Genomic DNA, 23851 nt, shown 5'->3' with positions numbered 1-23851 from the left:
CAACAATAAAGGTATGCCCAAGTCCAAAGCGTCCAAGAAATCGCTCCCCGTTGCCCTCGGCGGCCTTGCGCTTGTCGTCGTAGCAAGCTATTTCGGTTTCGACCTCGGCGGCGATGGTGATTCCGCTGCCTCCTCCACTTCTGAGTCAGCACAAGCGGCCGCAACTGGCGACACCGATACTTGCGAGATGTCTTCCCTACCCGCCGAGGCCAAAGACACCGCGGACGATATCTTGGCCGGTGGCCCCTACGACTACCCGGATAATGACAACGTCCGCTTTGGCAATTACGAGGGCCGGCTGCCTCAGCAGGACAAGAATTACTACCGCGAATACACGGTAGAAACCCCAGGCAGCCACAACCGCGGCGCCCGCCGCATTATCACCGGTGGCGGCAGCGAGACCGACCCAGACGTGTGGTACTACACCGATGACCACTATGAAAGCTTCTGTTCTATTCCGGACGCAGAGGAGTAATCATGCGACGCATCCTCATTACTGAACACATCCGCACCCGCGCGGACTTCTTTAACGCACTCGGCCGCACCCGCGGCTGCGAAGACTGCGGCCCGCGCAACCTCGATGACCTAGCGGATTTCCTACGCGAGCAGCGCACCAGCGTCATCGTTGCCTCCAATATGGATATCGAAGGCGAGGACCTAGCGGCGGTAGCTAGCGTGCTCGAGGACCAAGGTGTCGCGTTGGTGCGCTAGCGACTCGGGCCCTGGGGTTGGAGCTGAGGCGTTAGGTCCATAGATATGAGGCCGAATTGAGGGTTTTGAGCTCTCAATTCGGCCTTTTCGCGCTCAGATCGGCCTGATGACTCTCGACCTAACTCTAGCGCGGTGGTGGGCAAGCCAGGTTTAGCTGAGGAACCCAGACAGCTCCGCACTCCGGCGGGCCAAGCGCTCGAGGCGAGACTCGGTCATAGACGCAATTTGGTCAATGATGGCGCGGTCGCGGGCGGCGTCAGTTTCGGCTTGCTCCCACCACAGCCGGAAGGTGGCATCGAGGGAGCCAGGGGCGCCGGCGACAAGGTAATCGTAGACGCGGTAGATGCGCTCGCGTTGACGGTCCTGGCGGGCAAGGTGGGCGGGCTCGTCCATGACGTAGAGGACCGCGATGGTTTTAAGCAGCTTGACCTCGGCCTCGGCTTGCTTGGGCACAATGAGGTCACCGTGCATGCGGCCAAGGGTATTGGAGGAGATGAGCTCGGCATTGGCTTCGCTGGTGGCGCCGACGGTCGCACCGACATAGCGGCCTACGAGCTCAGAGGTCATCTTCTTCAAGTTGGCATAGTCGCGCAAGGAGTAATCAAAATCGCCGATGGCGTTGATGACGCTTAAGTTGCGCAGGCTATCGGCCGCCTCCAAGAGCTCATCGGCGGTGCCGCCAAAAGCTTTAGCGCCCTTTTCTGCCAGCTGGGCTAGCTCAACTAGGTCCCACAGAACATTGAGGGAGATGCGCCGGGAAATAATGCCGTCTTCCACATCATGCACGGAGTAGGCGATGTCATCGGACCAGTCCATGACCTGAGCTTCGATGCATTTGCGATTATCGCTATGGCCCTCGCGCAGCCACTCGAGCAGATCCGCGTCCTCGTCATAGGCGCCGTATTTGCGGTTGGTGCTGCCATCGGGATTGGTTTTGGTCCAGGGGTATTTGCAGGCACCGTCGAGGGCGGCGCGGGTGAGGTTGAGGCCGAAGCTGCGCGGCACGCCGCTGGCATCGTCCACGATGATCTTGGGCTCTAGGCGGGTGAGGATGCGCAGGGTCTGCGCGTTTCCTTCAAAGCCGTTGAGGGCGACCTCATTGAGTGCGTTTTCGCCATTGTGCCCGTAGGGCGGGTGGCCGATGTCATGGGTCAGCCCTGCCATGTCGCACAGATCAGGATCGAGTCCAAGTCCAGCACCGATGCTCCGCGCAATTTGGCCCACCTCCAGCGAGTGGGTCAGACGGGTGCGTGGAGTATCGCCATCGCGCGGCCCGACGACCTGAGTTTTATCGGCCAGACGCCGCAAGGCTGCCGAGTGCAGCACGCGGGCGCGGTCACGGGCAAAGACGCCGCGATGTTCTTCCACGGTATGGAAGGCTGAGCCCTTCGGCTTTTCATCGGCCAGGCGGGCGAAGTCGGCGGCGGAATAAGAATAGGACACGACCCAAGCATATTCCGTGAACTGGCCTTTTGGGTGAGCAACGTGGCCGCCTAGTTTTTAGCAGGCCGCGGGCCTTTCACAAAGTTGCTGCCCACCGCTGCCAGGCCCACAACCACCACCAAGAAAAGTATGAGTCCAAATGGGACATCCGGAAAGTGCAATACAAGTTTATGCGCTATATAAGAGTCCATATACGTGCTCAGTAGAACAGCTGCTCCTAGCGACAAAGCCAACGCAAAAGCCGAAGGCAAACAATTGGCCAATTTCCTGTTTCTGTGCGCTTCTGCAACTGAGACGCCTTGTTCCCAAATGGTTTTAGTGAAGCGGATAAGCCGACCTTGTTGTGCTAAGGCCAGTCCGAAGATGAGAACTGCTCCCCCAACAATCACGTAGGCAAACAACGGAATAAATTCGCTTGTACCGGTACCGTTTGGACCGTAAAGCAACGTTGAAGGTAGGTTTTCTGCCCATTGCTGAGCGCCTACAACCTCCATCGCTTGGCTGTCGCTCAATTCCACTTGCTTCGAAAAAATGGCTACAGCATAACCTTCGTCTTGCCTTTCGCCCGTTCCCCAAGAAGGATCTGCTTCAGAATTAAAGGTTTTATCCCATGGCCGCATCCACGTTTGGTCAAACGGCGATCGGGGTTCCGTCTCAACTACCTCTCGGTCATTAACCAAGGAACTTACTGTTCCGTCCCGATCTTCTACCAGCGCAAAGACAGCGCCTTCTTCCATGGTGGAAGGTTGGAGCTCTTCCGAGTCTTGGTCAGCAGGCACCCAGCTAAGAACTCCTAGGCAATCTGCGGCGTGATCCTGACAAATGTTTTGGGCAGTGGATGTGCTGATAGTTTGTTCATCCTGCGGCGACCCTACATACACGTTCTTCACATTGTCAGCTAATTCTTCCCTTGCTGAGTAGAGTGCCGAATCATTCGCAATAAAAGGAATGATGGGAAACAAGATAAAAATACAAGAGACCCGCAATATGGTGGTGGCGATAAAAGATCGCGCATATCGGACTCCCAAAATCGGAGGATTCCATCCCCCAAACTTGAGGGAGAGGTATTCGGCGGAATATAAGACAACCGCGTAGACAAATACAGAGGCAGCACTCACCAAGAAGGGCACGCAGTAGACGAAAATAAACGGCCACCTACTAGATGGATCCGCTTGGGGCATCGCCACAAATCCCACTAGCAATACAACACAGGCTGCTATCCCCAGCGGATATCGAAGGAGTTCTGCAGCCCGCGGATTCCTTGGAGTTGGATCTATGCGAGTTGGGCCTTGGCTCAAATCCTCCAAAACTCTCGTTTCCTGTTGGAAAGGAACGAAGCTCAGACAAACGATAGCGCACCATGAGATCACAGCGACGAGTAGTGGTGAAGGGAGTCCTTGAGGAAGATCAATGCCAAAACCCGAATACAGAACCAAGAAGATTGGCTTCATCAGCACTGGAACCAGAACTGCGCTAACTATTGAAAAGAAAAAATAAACCGTAAGTAGCTCAAGGAATAGCACTCGGCGAATTCGTTTTAATGTTAACCCAAATAAACGAAGCGCCTCATAGTGGTGGCGCCTCCCCTCCACCACATGCCTAAAGCAGTATTTGAGCGCCAGAGCAAAGGGAATGATCGATATGAAAGCCGAATACATCAGCCCCATTGACATAGATTCGGCTACCTTGTCCGCCGCTACTGTGGAGACTAACAGACAGACAAAGAAGAAAAGCACAAACGAGGTAGCTAGTAACGGGATACTCTCCACAAAAGTGCTCTTACGGATCCTCGCTTCCACAGCGCGAAAATTCATTGGTTTACCCCGATTTCCAAAACCTGATCACAAAACTGCGCTAAACGATCATCGTGGGAAACTACCAAGGCGATTGCGTGGTTTCTTACTGTGTAATTATGCAGATATCGCAACACTGAATATGTGTTGTCCTCATCCAAGGCACTCGTCGGTTCGTCTGCGAAAACGAGTTGGGGCTTTTTGGACATTGCCGTTGCTATGGCCGCGCGTTGGCGTTGTCCCCCTGAAAGCTCGTGCGGTAGAGAGGCTCCGTATTCACTCATATTGAGTTGAGCTAGCAAAGAGCTATTAGCGTCCGAGTCCGCAGTGGCTCCGCTTAGCCCTTGTGCGAAGGAAAGGTTTTCGTCGATTGTCAAACAGGGCACTACGCCGGAATCTTGAAACACTATTCCCATCGATTTAGCTCGAAGCCTATCTCTATTTCGAGCAGAAGAGCTCCATAAGTCATGTCCGAAAATACTGACGGTTCCTGATGTTGGCTTCTGGAGTCCAGAGATAACGCGAAGCAGCGTGGATTTGCCGGACCCAGAGGCGCCTCGAATCCAAGTGAGGGTGCCTGGCTCATGCACAGAGTCGATAGAGAATAGCGGGCTACTTTTCCTGCTTAGCTTTACAGACAGGTTCTCCAGTTTTAACACGCTTTCCTCCTGAGGCTTCGTAGCATTTCAGCGCTGGCCGACATGGCTCGGTGTTACTTCCTGATTTAACGGAAAAGAACCCCTTTTTCCCTAAAAATGTATCGGCAGCTTAAAAAATATCATGCGATGCTTCTTATCGCCGGGGAAAAGAATCCCTATCTTCCTGCTCAATCGTCTGATGCCGCAGCTTTTGATTCGGGCGCAGGAGCTGCTCCACGCGGTAGAACCCATTGCGCAGTGCGGCGGCACCGCGCGGGGGCAAAAGTCCTGCTACCAGCGCGTAGGCCACGCCACCGGTTTCGTGGGCAAGGTAGCGCCACCAGGGTTTGGAAAAGCGCGCGGCCGGGTAATACGGCGTGCCGGATACGGTGGCTTTTAGTCCTTCCTGGCGGGCGATGAGTGCGGTGCGCGGGCGGTGGAGGGGATCGGTGATGATGGTGGCGTCGGAAAGCGCGAAGGCTTCCTTGGCCGCTTTCAGGGAGCTGCGGGTATCTAGCCCCTCCTCCACCGCGTGGACGGTCAGGTGTGGGTAGTGCTCGCGCAGAAAGGTGCGGCCGACGCCGGCCTCAGTAAACCTATCGCCGGGTAGCTTGCCGCCCACGGTAATAACTTCCAGGCCCTCGGCGGTGGCTAGCTCGCCGGCATGGCGCAGGCGTCCGGCAAGGATGCGGGAGGGCCGGCCGTCATATTGGGCAGTGCCTAAAACAATTACGTACTTCACTGCCCCATTACACTACCCGCCGAAGAGCTAAGTGGAGCCGGTAAAGTGGTGGGCATGAATTTGAGTGCACGTTTGGGCCGCGCGGCCGTCGCCGCTTTCATTTTGGGCTGCACCTCCATCGGTGCGGGGTCTGCCTTTGCCGCTGAAACCACCACCGTGGCGCAGGGCACCGGTACGACCACCCTTAAGGAGAAGGTTACCGATGACGCGGGCGTTTTAAGCACCCAAGAAAAGGCCGAGCTGAGAGAAAAGATTGGCCAGCTACAAAAGGATGAGCACCGGGTCCTCTTTGTCTACATCACCAATAAGCTAGATGCGGATCCGGAAAGCTTTGCTGCCCAAGTGGTCAAGGACAAGGGGGAAAACTCTGCGGTGTATGTCCTGTCCGTCGATGACCGCAAAATGGGCGTGCAGACCGGCAAAGCTTGGCCCAAAGGCCGGCTCGACCAGATGTATGACGCTGCCTATGACAAGCTGGCCAGCGATGAATACGGTGCTTCCGCCCTCGCGCTTGCCGACGCCGCCCTGGGCAACCCTAGTGCCTCCAGCTCTTCTGGCTCCTCCGATTCTTCCGGCCTAGCGTGGCTGGGCGGTGGCGCGGCCGCCATTGTCGCCGCCGGTGGCGGAATCATGTACTACTCCCGCCGCAATACTAAGAAGAATAAGGCGCAAACGCTCGAGTCGGCCCGCGAAATCGCCCCGGGCGATACCGGTCAGCTCAACCGTTTGTCACTTGAGACCTTGGACCAGTTGGCGCAGGAAGAGTTGGTCTCTACCGATGAGTCCATTCGCCGCGGCAAGGAGGAGCTCAATATCGCGCTTTCGGAGTTTGGTCCAGAGCGCGTGCGCCCGTTTACCAAGGCGATGAACCACTCTACTTCTACCCTGCAAAAGGCTTTCCACCTACGCCAACGCCTAGATGATGCCGTTCCGGAGTCCCCGGCCGAACGACGCCAGATGCTCGTGGACATCGTCTCTTCCTGTGGTCAGGCCGACGATGCCCTGGATGCCCAGGCCGCTGAATTTGCCCAGATGCGCGACCTACTTATCCACTCCGATGAGAAACTGGACGAGCTCACCCAGCGCACCGTGGGCCTGCGCGCCCGCCTGCCGGAAGCCGAATCCACGTTGGCTCGGTTGAAGGGCAACTATGACGAGCACGTTTTGTCCTCCATTGCCGATAACCCGGAGCTTGCCGCCGCTTCGCTTGATGAGGCAGAAAAACTGCTAGAAAAGGCCCGCGGGGTCCAGGCCCAGCCGGCCGGTCAGCAGGGCCCGCTGGTGGGGCTCATCCGCGATAGTGAACATGCCTGCGCGATGACGGATCGCCTAATTTCCGGCGTGGAAAACGCGGAGGAGAATATCGCCACCGCCCGCGCTAACCTCGAGTCCCTCATTGCCGAAGTCGAAGGCGAAATCGACGAAGCCCGCGAGCTCGAGCGCCAAGGCAAGGCGCAGGGAACCACGGCGGATTGGAACGCGCTCGAGGAACTGCTCGGTCGCGCTGGCTCCGCAGTCACTGAGGCCAAGGCCCAAGGCCAGCAGGATCCATTGGGCCAGCACACCGCACTTACTTCTATTGACACGCAGCTGGATGAGGCGCTTGACCGCGTGCGGGAAAAGACCTCCACCCACGCGCGCCAACTGGATCTCTTCCGCCAGCAGATTTCCGTGGCGGAATCCAATATTCAGGCTGCGGAGGACCTCATTTCCTCCCGCGGGCGCATCATCGGCTCGGGCGCACGCACCGCGCTTGCCGACGCCAAACGTCTCCACGCCCAAGCCCTCCACACCGAGCGCAGCGATATCCGCGCCGCCCTGCAGTCTTCCCGCGAAGCGGTGGCCGCGGCCCAGGCGGCGCTGCAGCGCGCCAAGGATGACATTGACGAGCACCGTCGCCGCCAGCAGCGGCAGCAGATGGGCAACGCGGCCGGCAATATCGTCACCGGTATGGTCCTGGGCCAAATGCTCGGCGGCGGCCGCGGCTTTGGTGGCGGTTTCGGAGGCGGCGGCTTTGGTGGAGGCAGCTTTGGCGGCGGCGACGGAGGCGGCTTCCGCGGCGGCTCCTTCTAGCCGAGCAAAGGCCGCCCCGTCTCACTCTCCGTGGGCGGCGCCTTCGTTGATTGCGCCGGACTAGGTGCGCAGGGTGCGCGGGGTGGCGTCGAGAAGCGCACAGGCGTAGCTCAAGAATATGGCGTCGAGCTCCGGCAGCTCACCCACGCTCACCTGCAGTCCGTTTCCCGCCGGGGCGGTGCTGGCAACCTCGGCGCCCGAGCGGCGAGCTACGATGCGGCGCTCGCGGCGGAAAGGGTTGCGGCGTTCTAGCAGGTACTCGCGCTCCCCGCAGGCCGCACGCAGGCGGGTGATGGTAATCCCGGCCTGGGAGACCGAGAAATCCTCGCCCGCGCCCGCCGCGGTCTGCGCGCGCAAGAAGAAGCGCGGGGAGGAGTAATCCAGCGAAGATTCCAAGGTTAGGCGCTCGCCGGCCGCGGTGGCGAGCACACCGTCGCACACGGAAGCCAGTTGCTCCCCCGCGGCACTGCTGAGCGCACCCTCGCCCCAAGTCCACTGCACAGTCATTAGAAGATGAAAAGCGCGAGGATGGCAACGATGGAAGCGAGGACCAAGGTGATGATCCACGCCCAAGCCTTGCCTTGGGTATTGGCATCAAGGATGACGCGGGTAAACCAGCTCAAACCGGCAATTTCGGCGGTGGTGAGTCCTTCGGCTTCGTGCTCGAATTCGAGGATGGACTTGCGCACCCCAGAGTTGCGGGAGGAGAACTGGCCTACCTTGTCATCATCGACATCATCGATGATCCAGTCGCCGCTGTTTTCATTGATGAAGTGAAAAGTGCGGCCGTTGAGCGATGCCTCTAGGCGCTTATCGCGGCCGAGGCGGCCGGCGAGGCGGTAGATGGAGCCGTCGGCAAGCGTGGCAGAGGCGCCAAGGTCACTGACCTCGGTGCGCCAGAAGTGGCCGTCGACCTCCGCGGAATGCTCCGAGAATACGCCCAGCTGCTCCGGGCCGTCTTCGGCCAAGAGCACGGGTTTTGCGCGGTCAGAGCGATCCCAGCTGGTGTAATGCATCCCTAGCACCCAATCAGGCGGGAGGCGAGGTAAGCCTCGAGGTCATCGAGCTTCACGCGCTCCTGCTCCATGGTGTCGCGCTCGCGCACGGTCACGGCATCGTCTTCGAGGGTGTCGAAGTCGAAGGTGACGCAGAACGGGGTGCCAATCTCATCCTGGCGACGGTAGCGGCGGCCGATGGCACCGGAGACGTCAAAGTCCACGTTCCAATAAGCGCGCAGCTTATCGGCCAACTTGCGGGCAGGCTCAGAGAGCTCTTCCTTCTTGGAAAGCGGAAGCACGGCTACCTTGATGGGGGCCAGGCGGCGGTCCAGGCGCAGGACCACGCGCTTATCGGTACCACCCTTGGCGTTGGGAGCTTCTTCCTCGTCGTAGGCATCAACCAGGAAGGCCATCATGGAACGGCCCAATCCGGCGGCCGGCTCGATGACGTACGGGATCCAGCGCTCGTCATTGGCCTGGTCATAGTAGGACAGGTCCTCGCCCGAGCCCTTGGCGTGTACGGACAGGTCATAGTCGGTGCGGTTAGCCACGCCTTCCAGCTCGCCCCACTTGGAGCCCTTGAAGCCAAAGGCGTACTCCACGTCCACGGTGCGCTTGGAGTAGTGGGAGAGCTTTTCCTTCGGGTGCTCGTAAAGGCGCAGGTTTTCTTCCTTGATGCCCAGGTCCACGTACCAGTTATAGCGGTCATCGATCCAGTACTGGTGCCACTCTTCGTCCTCGCCTGGCTTAACGAAGAACTCCATCTCCATCTGCTCGAACTCGCGGGTGCGGAAGATGAAGTTACCTGGGGTAATTTCATTGCGGAAGGACTTGCCAATATTCGCAATGCCAAACGGCGGCTTCATGCGCGAGGAGGTCATCACGTTCTTGAAGTTAACGAAGATGCCCTGTGCGGTCTCCGGACGCAGGTAGTGCAGGCCCTGCTCATCATCGACTGGGCCAAGGAAGGTCTTGAGCAGGCCGGAGAAAGCCTTCGGTTCGGTCCAGTCACCCGGCTGGCCGGTTTCCGGGTCATTGATATCTGCCAGGCCGTTTTCTGGCTCGTGGCCGTGCTTTTCCTCGTAGGCCTCAATGAGGTGGTCGGCACGGTAGCGCTTACCGGTGTGGCGGGATTCCACCAGCGGGTCGGAGAATACTTCAACGTGACCGGAAGATACCCAGACCTGGCGTGGCTGGATGACGGAGGTATCGACACCCACGACGTCTGCGCGGGACTGGACCATGTGGCGCCACCACTGACGCTTGATGTTTTCCTTGAGCTCTACACCAAGAGGGCCGTAGTCCCACGCGGAGCGGGAACCGCCGTAAATTTCACCTGCCTGGTAGACCAAGCCGCGGCGCTTACACAGGTTTACAACGGTATCGATGACGGATGCCATAAGTTTTCGGACTCCTCTGGTAGGGGACAGTCTTGACAATCTCGTTCAGTCTAACCCTAAGCGCTTGCCGGCGGTGGATTAGGGCATGAATTTAATTTGAAATACATACGAGTTATTGAACACATCGGGTAATATAAGGGTGCCCGACAGGTAATAGGTATTTAATTGAAAGTGACATTCCCTATGACGACCACTGATACGGCGATTAATAGTTCTGCGGCCGCCGGCGTGATCGCTGCCCTCGATTCGCCCCTACGCATCGCCATCATCTCCCGCCTGGCCGAACGCGATCACTTTGTACACGAGATCGTCAAAGCCACCGGCAAGTCTCAGCCGCTCATTAGCCAGCACCTGCGCGTTCTCAAGCAAGCGGGCATTGTTGACTCCGAGCGCAGCGGGCGCGAGGTGACCTACTCACTCATTGCGCCGCAGGTATTGGACTTGCTTGCCGACGCCGCCAGGATCGCCTCCTAGCCCTCCCCTCCTTGCATATAAAGCCGCCTGACTATGCAGTTGTTGAAAAAGAATTGATAATATAAAGGTCATGGCTTTACACGACAGTATTCCCAAACTAGGAGCGCGCAATACCAAGCAGCGCACCGCAGTCGTCGAGGTGCTGCGGGATATGGAGAAATTCGCCTCCGCCAAGGAGATCTATCACGAACTTCAGGAGCGGGAGGAAAAGGTGGGTCTGACAACCGTGTACCGCACCCTGCAGTCCCTAACCGATATCGATGCAGTGGACGCGCTCCACATGCCCAATGGCGAAACCCTCTACCGCCATTGCGAGACCGACGCCCATCACCACCACTTGGTATGCACCAAGTGTGGCCGCACCGAGGAAATCGACGGCGGCCCCATTGAAAAGTGGGCGACCTCCGTGGCCAAGGAGTACGGCTTCGAGCTCACCGGCCACGATGCCGAGGTCTTTGGCATCTGCAGCAACTGCGCCGCTTCCGCCTAAGCATCCCCACTCCGCCTAGTGAAGCCGCTCCTCCCCTAGCCCCAGTCTCCACTCCGGAGCCTGGGGTTTTCTTGCGCGGCCCGACTGTGGCAGGGCCTTCCACGCCAAGACTATAGCGCCGAGACCGCAATCAACTGCACGACCACATTATTGACCAAGTGCACAATAAAGCCTGCGCGCAGCGAATTGTGGAAGCGGGTTACAAGCGCGCACCCCATTCCTAGAAACGTCGCATACACCATGACCGGCGGCGCAATATGGACGAGACCAAATAGCAAAGAGCTGAGGATCACGCTGGCAAACGCTGGGACGCTGCGATCTAGATACCCCATCAGCAGGCGGCGAAACACAATTTCTTCCACCAGCGGTGCCAGCAAAAGATAGGAGGCCAAAGAAACGACCACCATGACACCGCGTCCATCTGCTGCAGATGTACTTTCCGAGGGCGATAGCCCCAACAGCGGCCCCACAATCGCGGCAGCGACTCCCGCTACAAAAATGGCGAGAGGAACTTGCCACAATAAGTGCCAACCACGTCGACCTAAGGGAACAAAGCCGAGACTAATTCCCCGACGCTTGAGGTAATACACCAACGCAACAGTCGGCACTACCACTGAAATAACAAGTGCAGCAGGCAGAACTACACCGAGCCCACCCGTGGTCAAACCGGTCTTCAGCATGGCAAAAACTGTCACTACCAATAGGACATCCATTGAGATGATTGCCACTATTCCGATTAGTGCGTCTTTTAGCCTGATGTCGTCTTCTGCCATGCTTTTACCCTAAAAGGCCGTCAATCATCCTTAAGAATGAATTTACCCGGGACAGTAAAGCACCCTTTACAGTAAAGGATGCTTGACATATAGTGGGCGTCAAGCACGCTTTACAATCACTTGTTAGAAGAGGCTTCCTTGCAGACCACCCGCTTTGGCCGCCCCAAGTTTGGCGGCACCCAAACCAAGCTCATCACACTATCCGTTGCAGCAGGCGCGGGCCTTGCTGCAGCCGCCGGTGCCATCGTGGCCGCTTTCGTACACGATGATTCACCGCTACTAGCGTTTGCTGTGTACGCACTGTGCCTATTTCCTGTAGCTACGGCGGCTAGCTGGGGATTCATGGTGGATCGAGACACCATCCGTGGGGCAACACCCGATCCGGAAAATTCCATCGAATCCCATTGGTATTCGCAAGCCTCCGAAAACACCCTGCACGCCATGCTCTTTGGCATCGGCGGACTTGGCATCGCCTCCTCTTTTTGGGATTTCCACGTTTCGGGCACCCTGCTCACTATCATCTTGGGAGTCTTTGTGACCGGCACCTTTGGCATTAGCTACTTTGCCCACAAGCGGGCGGCAAGCTAAGCCATGGACAACCGGCTTAAAGAGATTCGCGAGAGCCAAGGTCTCTCCCAGCAGGGCTTAGCCACGGAGCTAGGCGTATCGCGCCAAACGGTCATCAGTATTGAAAAGGGGCGCTACGATCCTTCGCTCCCCCTCGCATTTCAGATCGCGCGCCACTTTTCCTGCCGAATCGAGGACATCTTTATCCCCGAGGTATAAAGCACACCACTTTGGTGCTGCGCGTTACTTCTTAACGCCACCGAAGCGGCGGTCGCGCCGCGCGTATTCCTCGATGGCGGCGAAGAGATCCTCCGGGGTGAAATCTGGGAAGAGCTTATCCTGGTAAATCATCTCCGCATAAGCCGACTGCCACAGTAGGAAGTTGGAGGTGCGCTTCTCTCCGGACGGGCGCAGGAAGAGATCGACATCCGGCATGCCCGGGTCATAGAGATGCTGTGCGATGGTTTCTTCCTTAATATCGCGCGGGGTGAGCTCGCCGGCTGCAACCTGCTTGGCGATGTCCCGAAAACCATCCACCAGCTCTGCCCTACCGCCGTAGTTCACGCACATGGCCAAGGTCATCTTGGTGTTATCCTTGGTCAGCTCTTGGGCGGCCTCGAGCTCCTTAATCACTGAGCGCCACAGGCGCGGGCGGCGCCCAGCCCACACCACGCGCACGCCCCGCTCGTTGAGCCACTCGCGCTGGCGGCGCAGCACGTCGCGGTTAAAGCCCATGAGGAACCGGACCTCCTCGGGACTGCGGCGCCAATTCTCCGTAGAGAAGGCATATGCCGAAAGATAAGGAACGCCGGCGGCCAGGCAGGCATCGACGACGTCAAGAAGCACGGCTTCGCCGCGCCTATGCCCCTCGGTGCGCTTCATGCCCTTCTCTTGGGCCCAGCGGCCATTGCCGTCCATAACCAGCGCAATATGGCGCGGCATGAACTCATCCGGGATATTCGGCGGGGTCAAAGTGCGGTTCGGGTCTGGCGTAATCACGGGCTATATTCTACTGCTCCATTACCTGCAATGCGGAAACATTGCGCTCCATGTGCCACTGCAGGTGCGCCCGCGCTAGGCGATGCCCCTCCTGCTTTTGCGCATTCGTGGGATTCGTCGGGTAGTTATGCGCTAAAAGCCACAGGTGATGCAGCGTTTCCGGATCCACCTCGGCTGCACCCGGCGGCCGGCATTCGTGGCACGCCGCCCCGCCGACTGCCGGGTGAAAGGCGTGGTGCGGGCCGGGCCGGTTGCACTGGGCACAGTTGAAAAGGCTCGGCGCCCAACCGGCATGCGCCATCGCCTGCAGCAAGAAGGCATCCAGAGTCATGGTTGGGTCCGCAGTTTGCAGCCGCTCCAAGGTCGCGGTGACGGATTCGTAGAGGTAGGGGTCATGGGCTGCGTCGGCAAAAGCCAGGCGCTCGGCTGACTCCAGCACCGCGCAGGCCGCCGTGTAACGCTCATAGTCCTCGATGAGGCGCGCGCCAAAGTAATCCACCGTATCCGCTTGGGAAATGGTGGCTAGGTTCTTGCCCACGTACAGCTGAACATCAAGGTTAACGAAGAGCTGCAGGCGCGAGCCAAAGCGCGACTTGGCACGGCGCACGCCCTTGGCCACCGCGCGCACGAGGCCGTGATCGCGGGTGAGTAGGACAATGACGCGATCGGCCTCACCAAAATCGTAGGTGCGGATGACCACTGCGCGGTCACGATAGTTCTCGCGCATAGTGGTTTAAAACCCGAGCCTACCCAGCGACTTCGGGTCAGACTGCCAATTTTTCAGCACTTTAATGCGCAGGTCTAGGTATACGTTCTGGCCCAGCAACTCGATGATCTCCTTGCGGGCATTGCCCACAATGCGGCGGAAGCGCAGGCCATCCTTGCCTTCGATAATGCGCTTTTGGCCAGGCCGCTCCAAATACAAAATGGCGTGGATATCCAGCACACCCTCACGGGTGCGCGATGGCAACATCTCATCCACCTGCACCGCCACCGAGTGCGGCAGCTCCGCCTTCAAGCCGGATAATGCAGCCTCACGAATGAGTTCCTCGATGCGCTTTTCCTGGCCTTCATCGGTGATGTGATCATCTGGGTAGAACTTCGGGCCTTCTGGCAGGTGATCCACGATGACCTGCACGAGCTCATCAAGCTGTACACCTTCCTTGGAGGACACCGGGATGACTACCGCATTCGGGTCATCTTGGGAAAGTAGCTCGTGCAGGGCCAAAAGCTGTGCGCCTACCTGGTCTTTGCTGGCTTTATCCAGTTTGGTGACGATGCCGATGATCGGCGTCTTCGGCGCAATGGAGCGCACGTTGTCCAGGATCCAGCGGTCACCCGGGCCAATCTTCTCATCGGCCGGGATGGTCAGGCCAATGACATCCACATCGGCGTAGGTATCCTTGACTACCTCATTGAGGCGCTCACCCAACAGGGTGCGCGGGCGGTGTAGGCCCGGCGTATCCACGACGATTACTTGGGCATCTTCGCGGTGTACCAAGCCACGGATGGTGTGGCGGGTGGTCTCCGGCTGGTCAGCCGTAATCGCAATCTTCTGACCTACCAGGGCATTGGTCAGCGTCGATTTACCGGTATTCGGGCGGCCGACAAAGGACACGAAGCCGGAACGGAATCCTTCCGGGGTGTCGGTGTACTGCGAATAGTCAAGCGGGGCGGCCGCATTCTCGGCGCCTTCCGGCACGGCATCATCGGGGTCTTCTGGAAGACCCTCGAATGCCGCATCAAACTGTGCATCAAAATCAGAACTCATTACCCGCAATAATAGCCCACAGAGCCAAAATCTCCGATTAGTTCACAGCCAATTTCTACCAGCGGTACAGAATAGGGCTAATCTATGGAGAAACCTCTTCTCCCCAGCACAAACCGTGCTGCCTCCCCGGAAAGGCTCCTCCATGCCCCGCACCTCTCCTGCGCTCATTTTGAGCGCTGCTCTTACCCTCTTCCTCTCCGCCTGCTCCTCCCCGATTCCGAGCCATCAGCAGAGACGAGCACTACCTCTGCGACGACCTCTTCTTCGTCCGCCACCAGCTCTTCGAGTACGGCCTCTTCTGCTGCTACCAGCAGCGGCGAAGAGAGCATGCCTGAAGAACCTGCAAATAGCGTTGCTGCAGAGCCAGAGACCCAGGCCGAGGCTGCAGCTGCGGAGCCAGAGTTGCTGTATTGCGATGACGGGCTAGGCGCGTTTGGCCATTTTTCCGATGGCTCTTGGCACCCAACTGAGCTCTGCAACACTCCAGAGCTACAAAGAGCTGTTCGGGCTGAAGAAGTCTGCGGTGGTCCAGGCGGACAATATAAGTACCCCGAAGAATGGGCCGAGCTGTGCAATGGAGGCCTTCCGCCTTCAGATTCGCTTAATGACTATGGCGACGTAGATGCCGGATACACACCAGAGTCTGACGCAGTGTTAGATACGCCAGCCGATGCCGATACAGGTGCGGTAGAAGGCGACGAGTATTAGCAGCAAAAAGACCGCACGCTGGACAACACCAAGGCCCTGCGCCCGTCGAAACGGGTGCAGGGCTTGCCGCTAAATTAGTGAAGCTTACTTAAACTCGTCCGGCAGCGGTCCAAGCTGCGGGCCGTCCGGGTAGTACTTCCAGCCGTCCTTGATGCGGACGTCGTCAGCCCACGGGAGCTTGTATTCGCCCTTGGCCAAGTCCTCGACCCAGGTGAGATAGTTTTCGGTCTTGCCGCCGGGGTAGCCAACGTAGCCGCGGTTACCCAGGTTGAAGATGTTGTTTTCAAGGCCCCAGTTGATGCGAGCCTTATCGGCCAATTCTGGGAAGATTTCGGCGGTGACGATTTCACCGGGGTTGCGGTGACCCTCAGAAATCATGTGGCCATCGTAGTTGCAGACGTTGCCCTCACCGAAGTAGTAGAAGGTGTTGTCATAGCCAGCCAGGTTCACCGAAGCAGTGAACATGAGGTTCTGGAAGGCATTGGTCTTATTGGTCATGATCCACTGATCCTGGGTCTGCGTGGAGTAGCCAGAAATGCGGATATAGACATTGGCGCCCTTATAAGCGGCCTCGCGTGCCAGCTCGGGGAACATGCCATCGTGGCAGATATTCACGGCGAGCTTGGAACCCTTGGGACCGTCACATACCGGCATACCCAAATCGCCTGGGTACCACGGTTCGATAGGAGTCCATGGCTGGAGCTTGCGGTAGTGCAGCGCAATTTCGCCATCGGAGTTGATGATGATGGCGGTATTAAATGGCGGCTTTCCTTCCTCATGGTTGGGCTCCATGATGGAGAAGACGCCCCAAACGTCATTTTCCTTACAAGCCTGCTTGAACTGATCTACCTTGGGATCATCGAGACCAATGAGGAATTCATCATAGGACCAAATCTTGGTGTTGAGACCGGAGGAAGAATATTCCGGGAAGACAATGAGATCGAGATCTGGGTAGCCCGCCTTGGTGGAGGCAACCATGCGGCAGATTTCATCCACGCTGGCTTGGACGTCCTCTGGGGTGTTAACCACGGGGACGGGGTACTGAATGAGTGCCATCAAAAGGCCGTCGGGAGAGGCGCTGATGCTTCCGGTACTAGACATGGTGAGCTCCTTCTACTTGATGAGAACGTGACTGCCGCCATATTAATAGGGCATGGTGCGCCATACCACTTTTAAGCAGGCGTGGGTGTCTCATATGAGAGACTCGGAAAGTAATACAAGGAGCAGATAAAGAAAGCCGAGCTGAGGCTGCATCCTCAGCTCGGCCAAATCAAGCTAGACCTAGCGTGGCATTACGCCGCAGTGCTGCGCTAGGCAACCTAACCTCTCACTGGATAGGGTCCGCAACAATGGGCTTTCCGTAGAGATTGCCCAGGCCTAAAGCTCCTCCGCGTGGAACTGCATGCGCGGGTGTGCGAATACATCCTGAGACTGGATGAGCTGAAGCTCAGCAGTCTCGGCCTCATAGGTGTTTTCCAGCAGGTCGTAGACAGAGGAGGCGGTGCGGCGCAAGGACTCCTTAACGTCGCTGGTCTCGGTGTAGTGGCCGGTAAACAAGGCGGCGGTGACATCGCCGGAGCCGTTACGCTTAAACGGCAATAGTGGCGTGGACACTAGGAAGGCGCGGTCGCCGTCAACGGCGAGCATCTCAATCTGGCCCTCTGGAGTTTCGGGACGCTTGACGGAGGTAACCAGAACGGTCTTTGGACCGATTTCCTGCGCCTTCTTCACCGCGGCGAGGGTCTGATCGAGGGTACCGACCTCGGAATCGGTGAGGTAGCCCAGCTCAAATTGGTTGGGGGTGATGATATCGGCAACGGGCACAACGCGGTCACGCAGCAGCGGCGGGATCTCATCGGAGACAAAGCAACCGGACTTAGCATTGCCCATTACAGGATCGCAGGCGTAAAGCGCCTTGGGGTTAGCGGCCTTAATGCGGCGGACGGTTTCCACGATGGCGTCGGCAATGTCGGCGCCGCCCTGGTAGCCAGACAGAATGGCGTCAATCTGTGGGAAGGCACCGCGCTTTTCAATGCCATCGATAATGGAGGTGACATCGCTGGCCGGAATCATCGGCCCGCCCCAGTCACCGTAGCCAGTGTGGTTGGAGAAATTCACCGTGTGGACCGGCCATACTTCATGGCCGGCGCGCTGCAGAGGAAAGACGGCCGCAGAGTTGCCAACGTGGCCGTAGGTGACGTGGGACTGGATGGAAAGGATAGTCATAGGTTTCCATTGTGCTATGCGGCGCACGCGCTCACAAAAGAAAGCGAAAAATTATTCTTCCGGGCGATCTTGTGGTTCTCCCACCGCAGGTATTCCCCCACCGGGAACCTGCTTGTCCAGGTTGGCGCGTTCGGCGGCATCGGGAAAAGCCTTCGGCCCGGAAGGCTTGGGCTGATAAGCCACGCCACGATCGGCCACATCGTCGTACCAATCCGCAAGCAGCTCGTTTTGGCGGCCGAACATTTCCTTTTCCTCGGCCGGAGTGGAGTGGTCATAGCCCAGCAGGTGCAGGCAGCCGTGGACCGTAAGCAGGGCAAGCTCGTGACCTAGGGAGTGCCCAGCGGCATCGGCCTGGCGCAATGCGAATTCGGGGCACAACACAATATCGCCCAACATGGCCGGGCCTGGATCGGCGGCATCCGGGCGGCCGCCACCAGCAATCGCACCGGGGGTGAGCTCATCCATGGGGAAGCTCATGACATCGGTAGGGCCTTCCAGGTCCATCCAGCGCACGTGGAGATCCTCGATGGTCTTCAAATCCACGCAGGTAATTGTGCACTCGGCATCGGGGTTGATGTCCATGGCGCCGAAGGCATAAGAAGCGACGTCAATCAGCATCTCCTCGTTGACGCCCTCGAAGCCGGATTCATTGAGAAACTCGATACTCATTCCATTCCCTCGTATTCTGCGGCTTTCTTATTATCAAAGGTCTCATAGGCATTGACGATGCGCCCGACCAGCTGGTGGCGCACCACGTCTTTCGCTCCCAAGTCCGCAAAGTGAATATCCTCCACGTTGCGCAGGATGCGGCGCACGATGCGCAGGCCGGAGACCTGGCCATGCGGGAGATCCACCTGGGAGACGTCGCCGGTGACCACGATCTTGGAGCCAAAGCCCAGGCGGGTGAGGAACATCTTCATCTGCGCGGGCGTGGTGTTTTGGGCCTCATCAAGGATGACAAACGCATCGTTCAATGTGCGGCCGCGCATATAGGCCAACGGAGCGACCTCGATGATGCCGGCCTCCATGAGCTTAGGGATCATCTCTGGATCGAGCATGTCCCGCAGGGCGTCGTATAGCGGGCGCAGGTACGGATCAATCTTGTCATTGAGCGTGCCCGGCAAAAAGCCCAGCTTCTCCCCTGCCTCTACAGCCGGGCGGGTGAGAATAATGCGCGAGACCTGCTTGGTTTGCAGAGCCTGCACCGCCTTGGCTACCGCGAGGTAGGTCTTGCCGGAACCGGCCGGGCCGATACCAAAGACCACCGTATTATCGTCGATGGCCTGCACGTATTCGGACTGGCCCACCGTCTTTGGGCGGACGGCCTTGCCACGGCGCTTGACGATGTCCGCCGCCAGCGCCGCCGAAACCGACTGCGGCGCCTCTACCGCCACCATGTCCATCGTGTGCTTGACCGTATCGGTGGATACGGCGTGGCCACGGCGGGCGATGGCTTCGAGCTCGTCAAGGATCTTCGCGGCGCGGGCCACCTCATAATCGGGACCGGTGATAGTAACGACATTGCCGCGGGCAAAAAGGTCCGCATCCAGGCGGTTATTGAGCACGCGCAAGTTATAGTCCGCGCTACCCAGCACGATGCTGACGTAGGCGGAATCTAGCTCACATTTCTTCGTGATGATAGGCACGTGCTTTAGGCTACCAGCGCCGGCTACCACCGCTGGGTGCGCATGCCGATTGCCGCCAGCGCCACCATTGCCGCGCTGGCTGTGCGCAGCACCTCCGGGCCGAGCTTGATAGGCGTGGCGCCGGCCTCCTTGAGGCGATCGAGCTCGGCGTCACCGATGCCGCCCTCGGGGCCGACGAGCAGAACGACATCGTCTGCGAGCGTGACATCCTTGATGGAGGCGGTGGCTTCTTCATGCAGGACAAGCACGGTGGGTGCAGCCGCCGCATCACCGGCGGCACGGTCGCGGCTGAGTTCTTGGACGAGCTGCGGGGTGGTCAGCGGGCCGCGCACCTGGGGGATGCGGGCGCGGCGGGATTGCTTGGCCGCAGAATCTGCGGCCGCCTGCCACTTGGCCACCGCTTTTGGTGCCTTCTTGCCGTCCCATTTGGCCACGCAGCGGTCTGCCTGCCAGGCGATAATCTCATCGGCGCCGGCTTGGGTGGCCAGATCCACGGCGAGCTCGGCACGCTCGGACTTCGGGATGGCCTGCACCACGGTCACCCGCGGGGTGGGCTCAGGCGTGGTGACGATGGACTCAACCATGCCCTCTAGGGAGTCCTTGCCCGTGGCGGCGGTGATGGTGAGGGTGAGGCGGATACCGGTGCCGTCGATAAGCTCGAGGCGCTCGCCCTCCCCCATGCGCTTGACCGTCACGGCGTGGCGGGCCTCCGGGCCAGAGAGGCTGAAGGCCTCGCCGGTGCGCGCGGCGGAAAGGTCCGGGTGGATGAAGACGGGGAGCGACATTAGCGGCGGAACTTATCGCGGATGCGGCTGAAGAAGGATTCCTCTTGACCGTCGCCGGTGGTGCGCACGCGCGCGCCCTCGTCGCGGGAGTTGCGAATCTTCTCCAGGGACTCGCGGGTCTTGCGGTCCAGGTCCTTTGGCACGACGACGTCCACGTGGGCAAAGAGGTTGCCAAAGCCATCGGTGCGCAGGCGCGGCATGCCGGCACCGTCGACCTTGATGGACTCACCCGGCTGGGTGCCCGGTTCGATATCGATCGTGAGCTCTTCGCCATTGAGCTGGTCGATGGTGAAGTTGGTGCCCAAGGCGGCGTCAATCATCGGCACGCGCACGGTGAGGTTCAAATCATCGGCGTTGCGCTGGAAGACGGGGTGCTCCTCCGTGTGGACCTCAACATAGAGGTCACCGGCCGGGCCGCCGCCGTGGCCGACCTCGCCCTGGGACGCCATGCGGATGCGCATGCCGTCGTTGATGCCGGCCGGGATATTAACGGTAATATCGCGACGCTTCTTCACGCGGCCGTCGCCGGCGCAGTGGTTGCATGGATCGGTGATGACCTCGCCAAAGCCCTGGCACTTCGGGCACGGGCGGGTGGTCATCACGTTGCCCAAGAAGCTGCGCTGCATCTCCTGGATTTCACCCATGCCGTTGCAATTATCGCAGGTAACCGGCTTGGACTTGGACTCAGAGCCGGTGCCGCCGCAGGTATCACACAGCACGGCGGTATCCACGGTGACCTTCTTCTTCAAGCCGGTATAGGCCTCTTCCAAGGTAATGCGAGTGCGCAGCAGGGCATCATTGCCCGGTTGGACGCGGGACTTCGGGCCGCGGGAGCCGCCAGCACCGCCGCCAAAGAACTCGGCGAAGATATCGCCCAGGCCGCCGCCACCGAAGCCGCCAAATCCACCCGCACCGGCGCCACCGCCGCCTTGTTCCATGGGGTCGCCGCCCATGTCCACGATCTGGCGCTTTTGCGGATCCAGTAGGACCTCCTGAGCCAGCGCGGCATCGCGGAACTTCTCAGCCGCGGTTTCATCATCCGGGTTTAGATCCGGGTGATACTTGCGGGCCATTTTGCGGTAGGCCTTCTTAATCTCCTGGTCAGTTGCGTTTTTATCAACACCGAGGATGCCGTAATAGTCACGAGCCACTGTAAGAGATATTCCTTCTAATTCGTCTTGTTGGGGTTAACTTGAAAAAATAATGCGCGACCAGCTAGTTTACTCGCACTGCTCGCCGGCCAAAATTTCGCTCACATACCGTGCAACGGCAGAGACCTTAGAGATTGTTCCCGAGTAATCCATAAAGGTAGGCCCCACCACGCCAAGGCCGCCGAGCGTGGCCACCTCATCGCCGGTGCCGAGACCATAGCCCGTGGCCACAACGGAGGCTTGGCGCAACTGGTCTTCTTCGTTTTCCTCGCCGATGACCACGGAGACGTTGCCTAGATCCGGCACACGGGCAAGCAGCTTGAGGACGACGACCTGTTCTTCCAACGCCTCAATAATCTTGGGTAAACCTTCTGGGAACTCGCGGGCCACGCGCGTCAGGTTGGAGGCACCGGCCATAATCAGCCGGTCGGAGGGCTGCTCCACTAGGGTCTCGATGAGCGTGGTGGCCACCTTGAGCACATGGTGGCGGATATCCAAGGGAGCCTCGTCGACGAGGTGGGCAAGTTCCACGGAGGCGTCGCTAAGCGTCTTGCCTACCAGCGCACTATTGACGATGTCACGCAGGCGGAAGGTCTGATCCTGGTCAATGATTTCATCGAGCTCCACGTTGCGCTGGTCCACGCGGCCGTTATCGGTAATAAGCACCAGCAGCAGGCGCACTGGGGACAGCGCCACAACCTCGCAGTGCTTTACGCGCGAGACCTTAAGGTTGGGCAGCTGGACGACGGCCGCCTGCTTTGTCACCTGCGCCAATAGCTGCACCGAGCGACGCAGCACGTCTTCCAAGTCCACGCCGCCTTCCAAAAAACTGAGCATCGCGCGGCGCTCCGGGGTCGAAAGCGGCTTGACCTCATGGAGGGAGTCGACAAAATGGCGGTAGCCCTGCTGGGTGGGCACGCGGCCGGAGCTGGCGTGCTGTTGGGCGATAAGGCCCTGGGATTCCAGCACGGCCATATCATTGCGGATCGTGGCCGAAGAAACACCTAACTGGTAGCGCTCCAGCAGCGTTTTAGAACCGACCGGTTCTTGGGAGGCAATATAGTCCGCCACGATGGCGCGCAGGACTTCCTTGCGGCGGGCATCGGTTGAGGTAGACACTATGTCGCTCCTATTCGCTTGGCTCTTTCACGTGCTTTCGAGTGTAGACGGGACGAAGATTAGGTTTCTTCAGCGACGAGGAGATCGGTGATGATGCCATCGGCCAGCAAGCGGCCGGGCTTAGTGATGCGTACGCGTTCGCCGGCGCGCTCGAGCAGGCCGCGGCCTATGAAGCGCTCGAGGGCGGGAGTGGCATGGGTATCGATCCAAGCCTCCGGGATACCTTCGCGCAGGCGCAGGCCAAGCATAACCTTTTCCATGTGGCGGTCGGCCTCAGTGAGCGCTTCGGTTTCCTTAATGGGCAGCTCACCGCGGCCAAGGGCGTCGATATAGCGCGAGGGGTGCTTGACGTTAAAGAAACGCTCGTTGCCTAAGTGCGAGTGGGCGCCGGGGCCTGCGCCCCACCAATTGCCATCTACCCAGTAGATGCGGTTGTGCTCGCACTCGCCACCAGGCTTGGACCAATTGGAGACCTCGTACCACTCAAATCCTTCCGCTTCGAGGGTGGAAGAAATCATCTCGTAGCGCCGGGCCAGCACGTCCTCATCAGGGGCGGGCAAGATGCCTTTGTTGACCTTACGAGCCATGCGGGTGCCGTCTTCGACGATGAGCGAGTAAGCGCTGACGTGGTCCACGCCGGTCTCCAGCACGCGGTCTAGTGTTTCGCGCACATTGTCATCCGTTTCGGTGGGCGTGCCATAAATCATGTCCAGGTTGACGTGCTCGAAGCCGGCGGCGCGAGCCTCGCGAGCGGCGGCGAAGGCGCGTCCAGGGGTATGGGCGCGTTCTAGGACTTGGAGAACGCCGGGGGAAGCGGACTGCATGCCGAGGCTGATGCGGGTATAGCCGGCGTCGGCAAGCTGGGCGAAATACTCCGGTGAGGTGGACTCCGGGTTGGATTCGGTGGTGACCTCCGCTCCGGGCGCCAAGCCGAAGGTGGAGCGGACGGTGTTGAGGATCCGGGTCAGCCCCTGCCCGCCCAGCAAAGAAGGCGTGCCGCCGCCAATGAAGACGGTCTCGGCCGGGCGGCCTACGCGCGCGGCCGCCAACTCCAGCTCGCGGTCCAAGGCATCCAGGTAAGGCCCGGTGAGATCGCGCGGGCTGCCGAGCTCTCCTGGGGTATAGGTGTTGAAATCGCAATACCCGCAACGAGTGGCGCAGAAAGGAACGTGGATATACAGCCCGAAGGGTTCAGTCATGGATAAAACCCTAATAGGGCGGGAACAAAATGGCCGAAAGGGGGGTTAAGCATGTAGTATGTTTGCATCTTCCCAAGTAGAAAGGCACCCTCAGTGGAACCTCCCAGTCGATGTCCCTACCTCCTTCTAGGCGGTGGGGAGTAAA

28 protein-coding genes are annotated in these 23851 nt (G+C 59.1%); 8 read left to right on the top strand and 20 right to left on the bottom strand.

Annotation, left to right across the window (positions count from 1 at the left end; translation table 11 throughout):
• Positions 1-13 precede the first annotated feature (13 nt).
• Both WMP97_RS02880 and WMP97_RS02875 read left to right on the top strand, forming a co-directional pair.
• The gene (locus tag WMP97_RS02880; protein WP_239208734.1) at positions 14-475 is read left to right on the top strand and encodes a ribonuclease domain-containing protein; all 462 of its coding nucleotides are present in this window, start codon (positions 14-16) and stop codon (positions 473-475) included.
• Positions 476-477: 2 nt separating this feature from the next.
• Positions 478-711, top strand: a complete 234-nt coding sequence (locus WMP97_RS02875) for a barstar family protein (RefSeq protein WP_023021008.1) — start codon at positions 478-480, stop codon at positions 709-711.
• Between the two features lie 150 nt (positions 712-861).
• Here WMP97_RS02875 and WMP97_RS02870 read toward each other — a convergent pair whose 3' ends face one another.
• The 4 genes from WMP97_RS02870 to WMP97_RS02860 all read right to left on the bottom strand — a co-directional run bounded on the left by WMP97_RS02870 (position 862) and on the right by WMP97_RS02860 (position 5327).
• Entirely contained in the window at positions 862-2154 is a 1293-nt protein-coding gene (locus tag WMP97_RS02870) for a deoxyguanosinetriphosphate triphosphohydrolase (protein ID WP_248099619.1), read from the bottom strand.
• Between the two features lie 50 nt (positions 2155-2204).
• A complete protein-coding gene (locus WMP97_RS02865) occupies positions 2205-3968 on the bottom strand; it encodes an FtsX-like permease family protein (RefSeq protein ID WP_340439738.1) in 1764 nt (587 codons plus the stop codon).
• A complete protein-coding gene (locus WMP97_RS11800; RefSeq protein WP_349839670.1) occupies positions 3965-4537 on the bottom strand; it encodes an ABC transporter ATP-binding protein in 573 nt (190 codons plus the stop codon). Before WMP97_RS11800 ends, WMP97_RS02865 begins: the two co-directional genes overlap by 4 nt.
• A 202-nt stretch (positions 4538-4739) precedes the next feature.
• Positions 4740-5327 (bottom strand): YdcF family protein, encoded by a 588-nt coding sequence (locus WMP97_RS02860; RefSeq protein WP_340439737.1) that lies wholly within the window; start codon positions 5325-5327, stop codon positions 4740-4742.
• Positions 5328-5381: 54 nt separating this feature from the next.
• Here WMP97_RS02860 and WMP97_RS02855 point away from each other — a divergent pair, with 54 nt between their 5' ends.
• The gene (locus WMP97_RS02855) at positions 5382-7400 is read left to right on the top strand and encodes a TPM domain-containing protein (protein WP_340439736.1); all 2019 of its coding nucleotides are present in this window, start codon (positions 5382-5384) and stop codon (positions 7398-7400) included.
• Between the two features lie 60 nt (positions 7401-7460).
• Here the strand turns inward: WMP97_RS02855 and WMP97_RS02850 are convergent, their stop codons facing one another.
• The 3 genes from WMP97_RS02850 to WMP97_RS02840 are packed head-to-tail and all read right to left on the bottom strand — an operon-like array spanning position 7461 to position 9798.
• Positions 7461-7907, bottom strand: a complete 447-nt coding sequence (locus WMP97_RS02850; RefSeq protein WP_200288794.1) for a hypothetical protein — start codon at positions 7905-7907, stop codon at positions 7461-7463.
• The gene (locus WMP97_RS02845; RefSeq protein ID WP_239207874.1) at positions 7907-8416 is read right to left on the bottom strand and encodes a hypothetical protein; all 510 of its coding nucleotides are present in this window, start codon (positions 8414-8416) and stop codon (positions 7907-7909) included. Before WMP97_RS02845 ends, WMP97_RS02850 begins: the two co-directional genes overlap by 1 nt.
• A gap of 2 nt (positions 8417-8418) precedes the next feature.
• Positions 8419-9798: a glycine--tRNA ligase gene (locus WMP97_RS02840; RefSeq protein ID WP_200288792.1), complete on the bottom strand. Its 1380-nt coding sequence runs from the start codon at positions 9796-9798 to the stop codon at positions 8419-8421.
• Positions 9799-9981: 183 nt separating this feature from the next.
• On the opposite strand from WMP97_RS02840, the gene WMP97_RS02835 reads away from it, so the two are divergent.
• Together WMP97_RS02835 and WMP97_RS02830 are read left to right on the top strand one after the other, a co-directional pair.
• Positions 9982-10272, top strand: a complete 291-nt coding sequence (locus WMP97_RS02835; RefSeq protein WP_200288791.1) for an ArsR/SmtB family transcription factor — start codon at positions 9982-9984, stop codon at positions 10270-10272.
• A 70-nt stretch (positions 10273-10342) separates the two neighbouring features.
• Positions 10343-10762 (top strand): Fur family transcriptional regulator, encoded by a 420-nt coding sequence (locus tag WMP97_RS02830; RefSeq protein ID WP_049361563.1) that lies wholly within the window; start codon positions 10343-10345, stop codon positions 10760-10762.
• Positions 10763-10872: 110 nt separating this feature from the next.
• Here WMP97_RS02830 and WMP97_RS02825 read toward each other — a convergent pair whose 3' ends face one another.
• The gene (locus WMP97_RS02825; protein ID WP_200288790.1) at positions 10873-11535 is read right to left on the bottom strand and encodes a CPBP family intramembrane glutamic endopeptidase; all 663 of its coding nucleotides are present in this window, start codon (positions 11533-11535) and stop codon (positions 10873-10875) included.
• A gap of 120 nt (positions 11536-11655) precedes the next feature.
• On the opposite strand from WMP97_RS02825, the gene WMP97_RS02820 reads away from it, so the two are divergent.
• Together WMP97_RS02820 and WMP97_RS02815 are read left to right on the top strand one after the other, a co-directional pair.
• Positions 11656-12123, top strand: a complete 468-nt coding sequence (locus tag WMP97_RS02820) for a hypothetical protein (protein ID WP_234288167.1) — start codon at positions 11656-11658, stop codon at positions 12121-12123.
• A 3-nt stretch (positions 12124-12126) separates the two neighbouring features.
• The gene (locus WMP97_RS02815) at positions 12127-12321 is read left to right on the top strand and encodes a helix-turn-helix transcriptional regulator (protein WP_239205122.1); all 195 of its coding nucleotides are present in this window, start codon (positions 12127-12129) and stop codon (positions 12319-12321) included.
• A 24-nt stretch (positions 12322-12345) separates the two neighbouring features.
• On the opposite strand, the gene WMP97_RS02810 is transcribed toward WMP97_RS02815, so the two are convergent.
• The 4 genes from WMP97_RS02810 to WMP97_RS02795 form a co-directional block, all read right to left on the bottom strand.
• A complete protein-coding gene (locus WMP97_RS02810; protein ID WP_259825551.1) occupies positions 12346-13101 on the bottom strand; it encodes an isoprenyl transferase in 756 nt (251 codons plus the stop codon).
• A 10-nt stretch (positions 13102-13111) separates the two neighbouring features.
• Positions 13112-13828 carry a DNA repair protein RecO gene (gene recO, locus WMP97_RS02805; protein WP_049361567.1) on the bottom strand — a complete coding sequence of 239 codons (717 nt, stop codon included), beginning with the start codon at positions 13826-13828 and terminating at the stop codon, positions 13112-13114.
• A 6-nt stretch (positions 13829-13834) separates the two neighbouring features.
• Positions 13835-14872: a GTPase Era gene (gene era / locus WMP97_RS02800; protein WP_200288786.1), complete on the bottom strand. Its 1038-nt coding sequence runs from the start codon at positions 14870-14872 to the stop codon at positions 13835-13837.
• Positions 14873-15054: 182 nt separating this feature from the next.
• Positions 15055-15201, bottom strand: coding sequence for a hypothetical protein (locus WMP97_RS02795; protein ID WP_234288166.1), 147 nt, complete (start codon positions 15199-15201; stop codon positions 15055-15057).
• Between WMP97_RS02795 and WMP97_RS02790 the strand changes: the two genes are divergently transcribed.
• Positions 15200-15580 (top strand): hypothetical protein, encoded by a 381-nt coding sequence (locus WMP97_RS02790; RefSeq protein ID WP_200288785.1) that lies wholly within the window; start codon positions 15200-15202, stop codon positions 15578-15580. The two genes, WMP97_RS02795 and WMP97_RS02790, sit on opposite strands and share 2 nt — an antisense overlap.
• An 84-nt stretch (positions 15581-15664) precedes the next feature.
• Here the strand turns inward: WMP97_RS02790 and WMP97_RS02785 are convergent, their stop codons facing one another.
• The 8 genes from WMP97_RS02785 to hemW all read right to left on the bottom strand — a co-directional run bounded on the left by WMP97_RS02785 (position 15665) and on the right by hemW (position 23706).
• Positions 15665-16681 carry a formamidase gene (locus WMP97_RS02785; protein WP_200288784.1) on the bottom strand — a complete coding sequence of 339 codons (1017 nt, stop codon included), beginning with the start codon at positions 16679-16681 and terminating at the stop codon, positions 15665-15667.
• A gap of 276 nt (positions 16682-16957) precedes the next feature.
• Positions 16958-17806, bottom strand: coding sequence for a pyridoxal kinase PdxY (gene pdxY / locus WMP97_RS02780; RefSeq protein WP_200288783.1), 849 nt, complete (start codon positions 17804-17806; stop codon positions 16958-16960).
• Positions 17807-17857: 51 nt separating this feature from the next.
• A complete protein-coding gene (gene ybeY, locus WMP97_RS02775) occupies positions 17858-18475 on the bottom strand; it encodes an rRNA maturation RNase YbeY (RefSeq protein ID WP_200288782.1) in 618 nt (205 codons plus the stop codon).
• The gene (locus WMP97_RS02770; RefSeq protein ID WP_340439735.1) at positions 18472-19452 is read right to left on the bottom strand and encodes a PhoH family protein; all 981 of its coding nucleotides are present in this window, start codon (positions 19450-19452) and stop codon (positions 18472-18474) included. Before WMP97_RS02770 ends, ybeY begins: the two co-directional genes overlap by 4 nt.
• A 23-nt stretch (positions 19453-19475) precedes the next feature.
• Positions 19476-20237 (bottom strand): 16S rRNA (uracil(1498)-N(3))-methyltransferase, encoded by a 762-nt coding sequence (locus WMP97_RS02765; protein WP_200288780.1) that lies wholly within the window; start codon positions 20235-20237, stop codon positions 19476-19478.
• Positions 20237-21388, bottom strand: a complete 1152-nt coding sequence (gene dnaJ / locus WMP97_RS02760; RefSeq protein ID WP_200288779.1) for a molecular chaperone DnaJ — start codon at positions 21386-21388, stop codon at positions 20237-20239. The genes WMP97_RS02765 and dnaJ overlap by 1 nt, the downstream gene beginning before the upstream one ends.
• Before the next feature lie 69 nt (positions 21389-21457).
• Positions 21458-22507 (bottom strand): heat-inducible transcriptional repressor HrcA, encoded by a 1050-nt coding sequence (hrcA, locus tag WMP97_RS02755; protein WP_200288778.1) that lies wholly within the window; start codon positions 22505-22507, stop codon positions 21458-21460.
• Between the two features lie 59 nt (positions 22508-22566).
• A complete protein-coding gene (gene hemW / locus WMP97_RS02750; protein WP_200288777.1) occupies positions 22567-23706 on the bottom strand; it encodes a radical SAM family heme chaperone HemW in 1140 nt (379 codons plus the stop codon).
• Positions 23707-23851: the final 145 nt, after the last annotated feature.

This window comes from Corynebacterium sp. KPL4072 (assembly GCF_037908395.1).
GTDB classification, from domain to species: domain Bacteria; phylum Actinomycetota; class Actinomycetes; order Mycobacteriales; family Mycobacteriaceae; genus Corynebacterium; species Corynebacterium kefirresidentii.
Note: the sequence above shows the minus strand (reverse complement) of the source record. Positions and strands in the feature narration are given on the sequence as shown.

What these genes read in the sequence shown, in the direction of transcription:
- WMP97_RS02880 (WP_239208734.1), top strand. Translation starts at nt 14, where the DNA reads ATGCCCAAGTCCAAAGCGTCCAAGAAATCGCTCCCCGTTGCCCTCGGC.
- WMP97_RS02875 (WP_023021008.1), top strand. Translation starts at nt 478, where the DNA reads ATGCGACGCATCCTCATTACTGAACACATCCGCACCCGCGCGGACTTC.
- WMP97_RS02865 (WP_340439738.1), bottom strand. Translation starts at nt 3,968, where the DNA reads ATGAATTTTCGCGCTGTGGAAGCGAGGATCCGTAAGAGCACTTTTGTG.
- WMP97_RS02855 (WP_340439736.1), top strand. Translation starts at nt 5,382, where the DNA reads ATGAATTTGAGTGCACGTTTGGGCCGCGCGGCCGTCGCCGCTTTCATT.
- WMP97_RS02850 (WP_200288794.1), bottom strand. Translation starts at nt 7,907, where the DNA reads ATGACTGTGCAGTGGACTTGGGGCGAGGGTGCGCTCAGCAGTGCCGCG.
- WMP97_RS02845 (WP_239207874.1), bottom strand. Translation starts at nt 8,416, where the DNA reads ATGCATTACACCAGCTGGGATCGCTCTGACCGCGCAAAACCCGTGCTC.
- WMP97_RS02840 (WP_200288792.1), bottom strand. Translation starts at nt 9,798, where the DNA reads ATGGCATCCGTCATCGATACCGTTGTAAACCTGTGTAAGCGCCGCGGC.
- WMP97_RS02835 (WP_200288791.1), top strand. Translation starts at nt 9,982, where the DNA reads ATGACGACCACTGATACGGCGATTAATAGTTCTGCGGCCGCCGGCGTG.
- WMP97_RS02830 (WP_049361563.1), top strand. Translation starts at nt 10,343, where the DNA reads ATGGCTTTACACGACAGTATTCCCAAACTAGGAGCGCGCAATACCAAG.
- WMP97_RS02825 (WP_200288790.1), bottom strand. Translation starts at nt 11,535, where the DNA reads ATGGCAGAAGACGACATCAGGCTAAAAGACGCACTAATCGGAATAGTG.
- WMP97_RS02815 (WP_239205122.1), top strand. Translation starts at nt 12,127, where the DNA reads ATGGACAACCGGCTTAAAGAGATTCGCGAGAGCCAAGGTCTCTCCCAG.
- recO (WP_049361567.1), bottom strand. Translation starts at nt 13,828, where the DNA reads ATGCGCGAGAACTATCGTGACCGCGCAGTGGTCATCCGCACCTACGAT.
- era (WP_200288786.1), bottom strand. Translation starts at nt 14,872, where the DNA reads ATGAGTTCTGATTTTGATGCACAGTTTGATGCGGCATTCGAGGGTCTT.
- WMP97_RS02790 (WP_200288785.1), top strand. Translation starts at nt 15,200, where the DNA reads ATGCCTGAAGAACCTGCAAATAGCGTTGCTGCAGAGCCAGAGACCCAG.
- WMP97_RS02795 (WP_234288166.1), bottom strand. Translation starts at nt 15,201, where the DNA reads ATGCTCTCTTCGCCGCTGCTGGTAGCAGCAGAAGAGGCCGTACTCGAA.
- WMP97_RS02785 (WP_200288784.1), bottom strand. Translation starts at nt 16,681, where the DNA reads ATGTCTAGTACCGGAAGCATCAGCGCCTCTCCCGACGGCCTTTTGATG.
- pdxY (WP_200288783.1), bottom strand. Translation starts at nt 17,806, where the DNA reads ATGACTATCCTTTCCATCCAGTCCCACGTCACCTACGGCCACGTTGGC.
- ybeY (WP_200288782.1), bottom strand. Translation starts at nt 18,475, where the DNA reads ATGAGTATCGAGTTTCTCAATGAATCCGGCTTCGAGGGCGTCAACGAG.
- WMP97_RS02765 (WP_200288780.1), bottom strand. Translation starts at nt 20,237, where the DNA reads ATGTCGCTCCCCGTCTTCATCCACCCGGACCTTTCCGCCGCGCGCACC.
- hemW (WP_200288777.1), bottom strand. Translation starts at nt 23,706, where the DNA reads ATGACTGAACCCTTCGGGCTGTATATCCACGTTCCTTTCTGCGCCACT.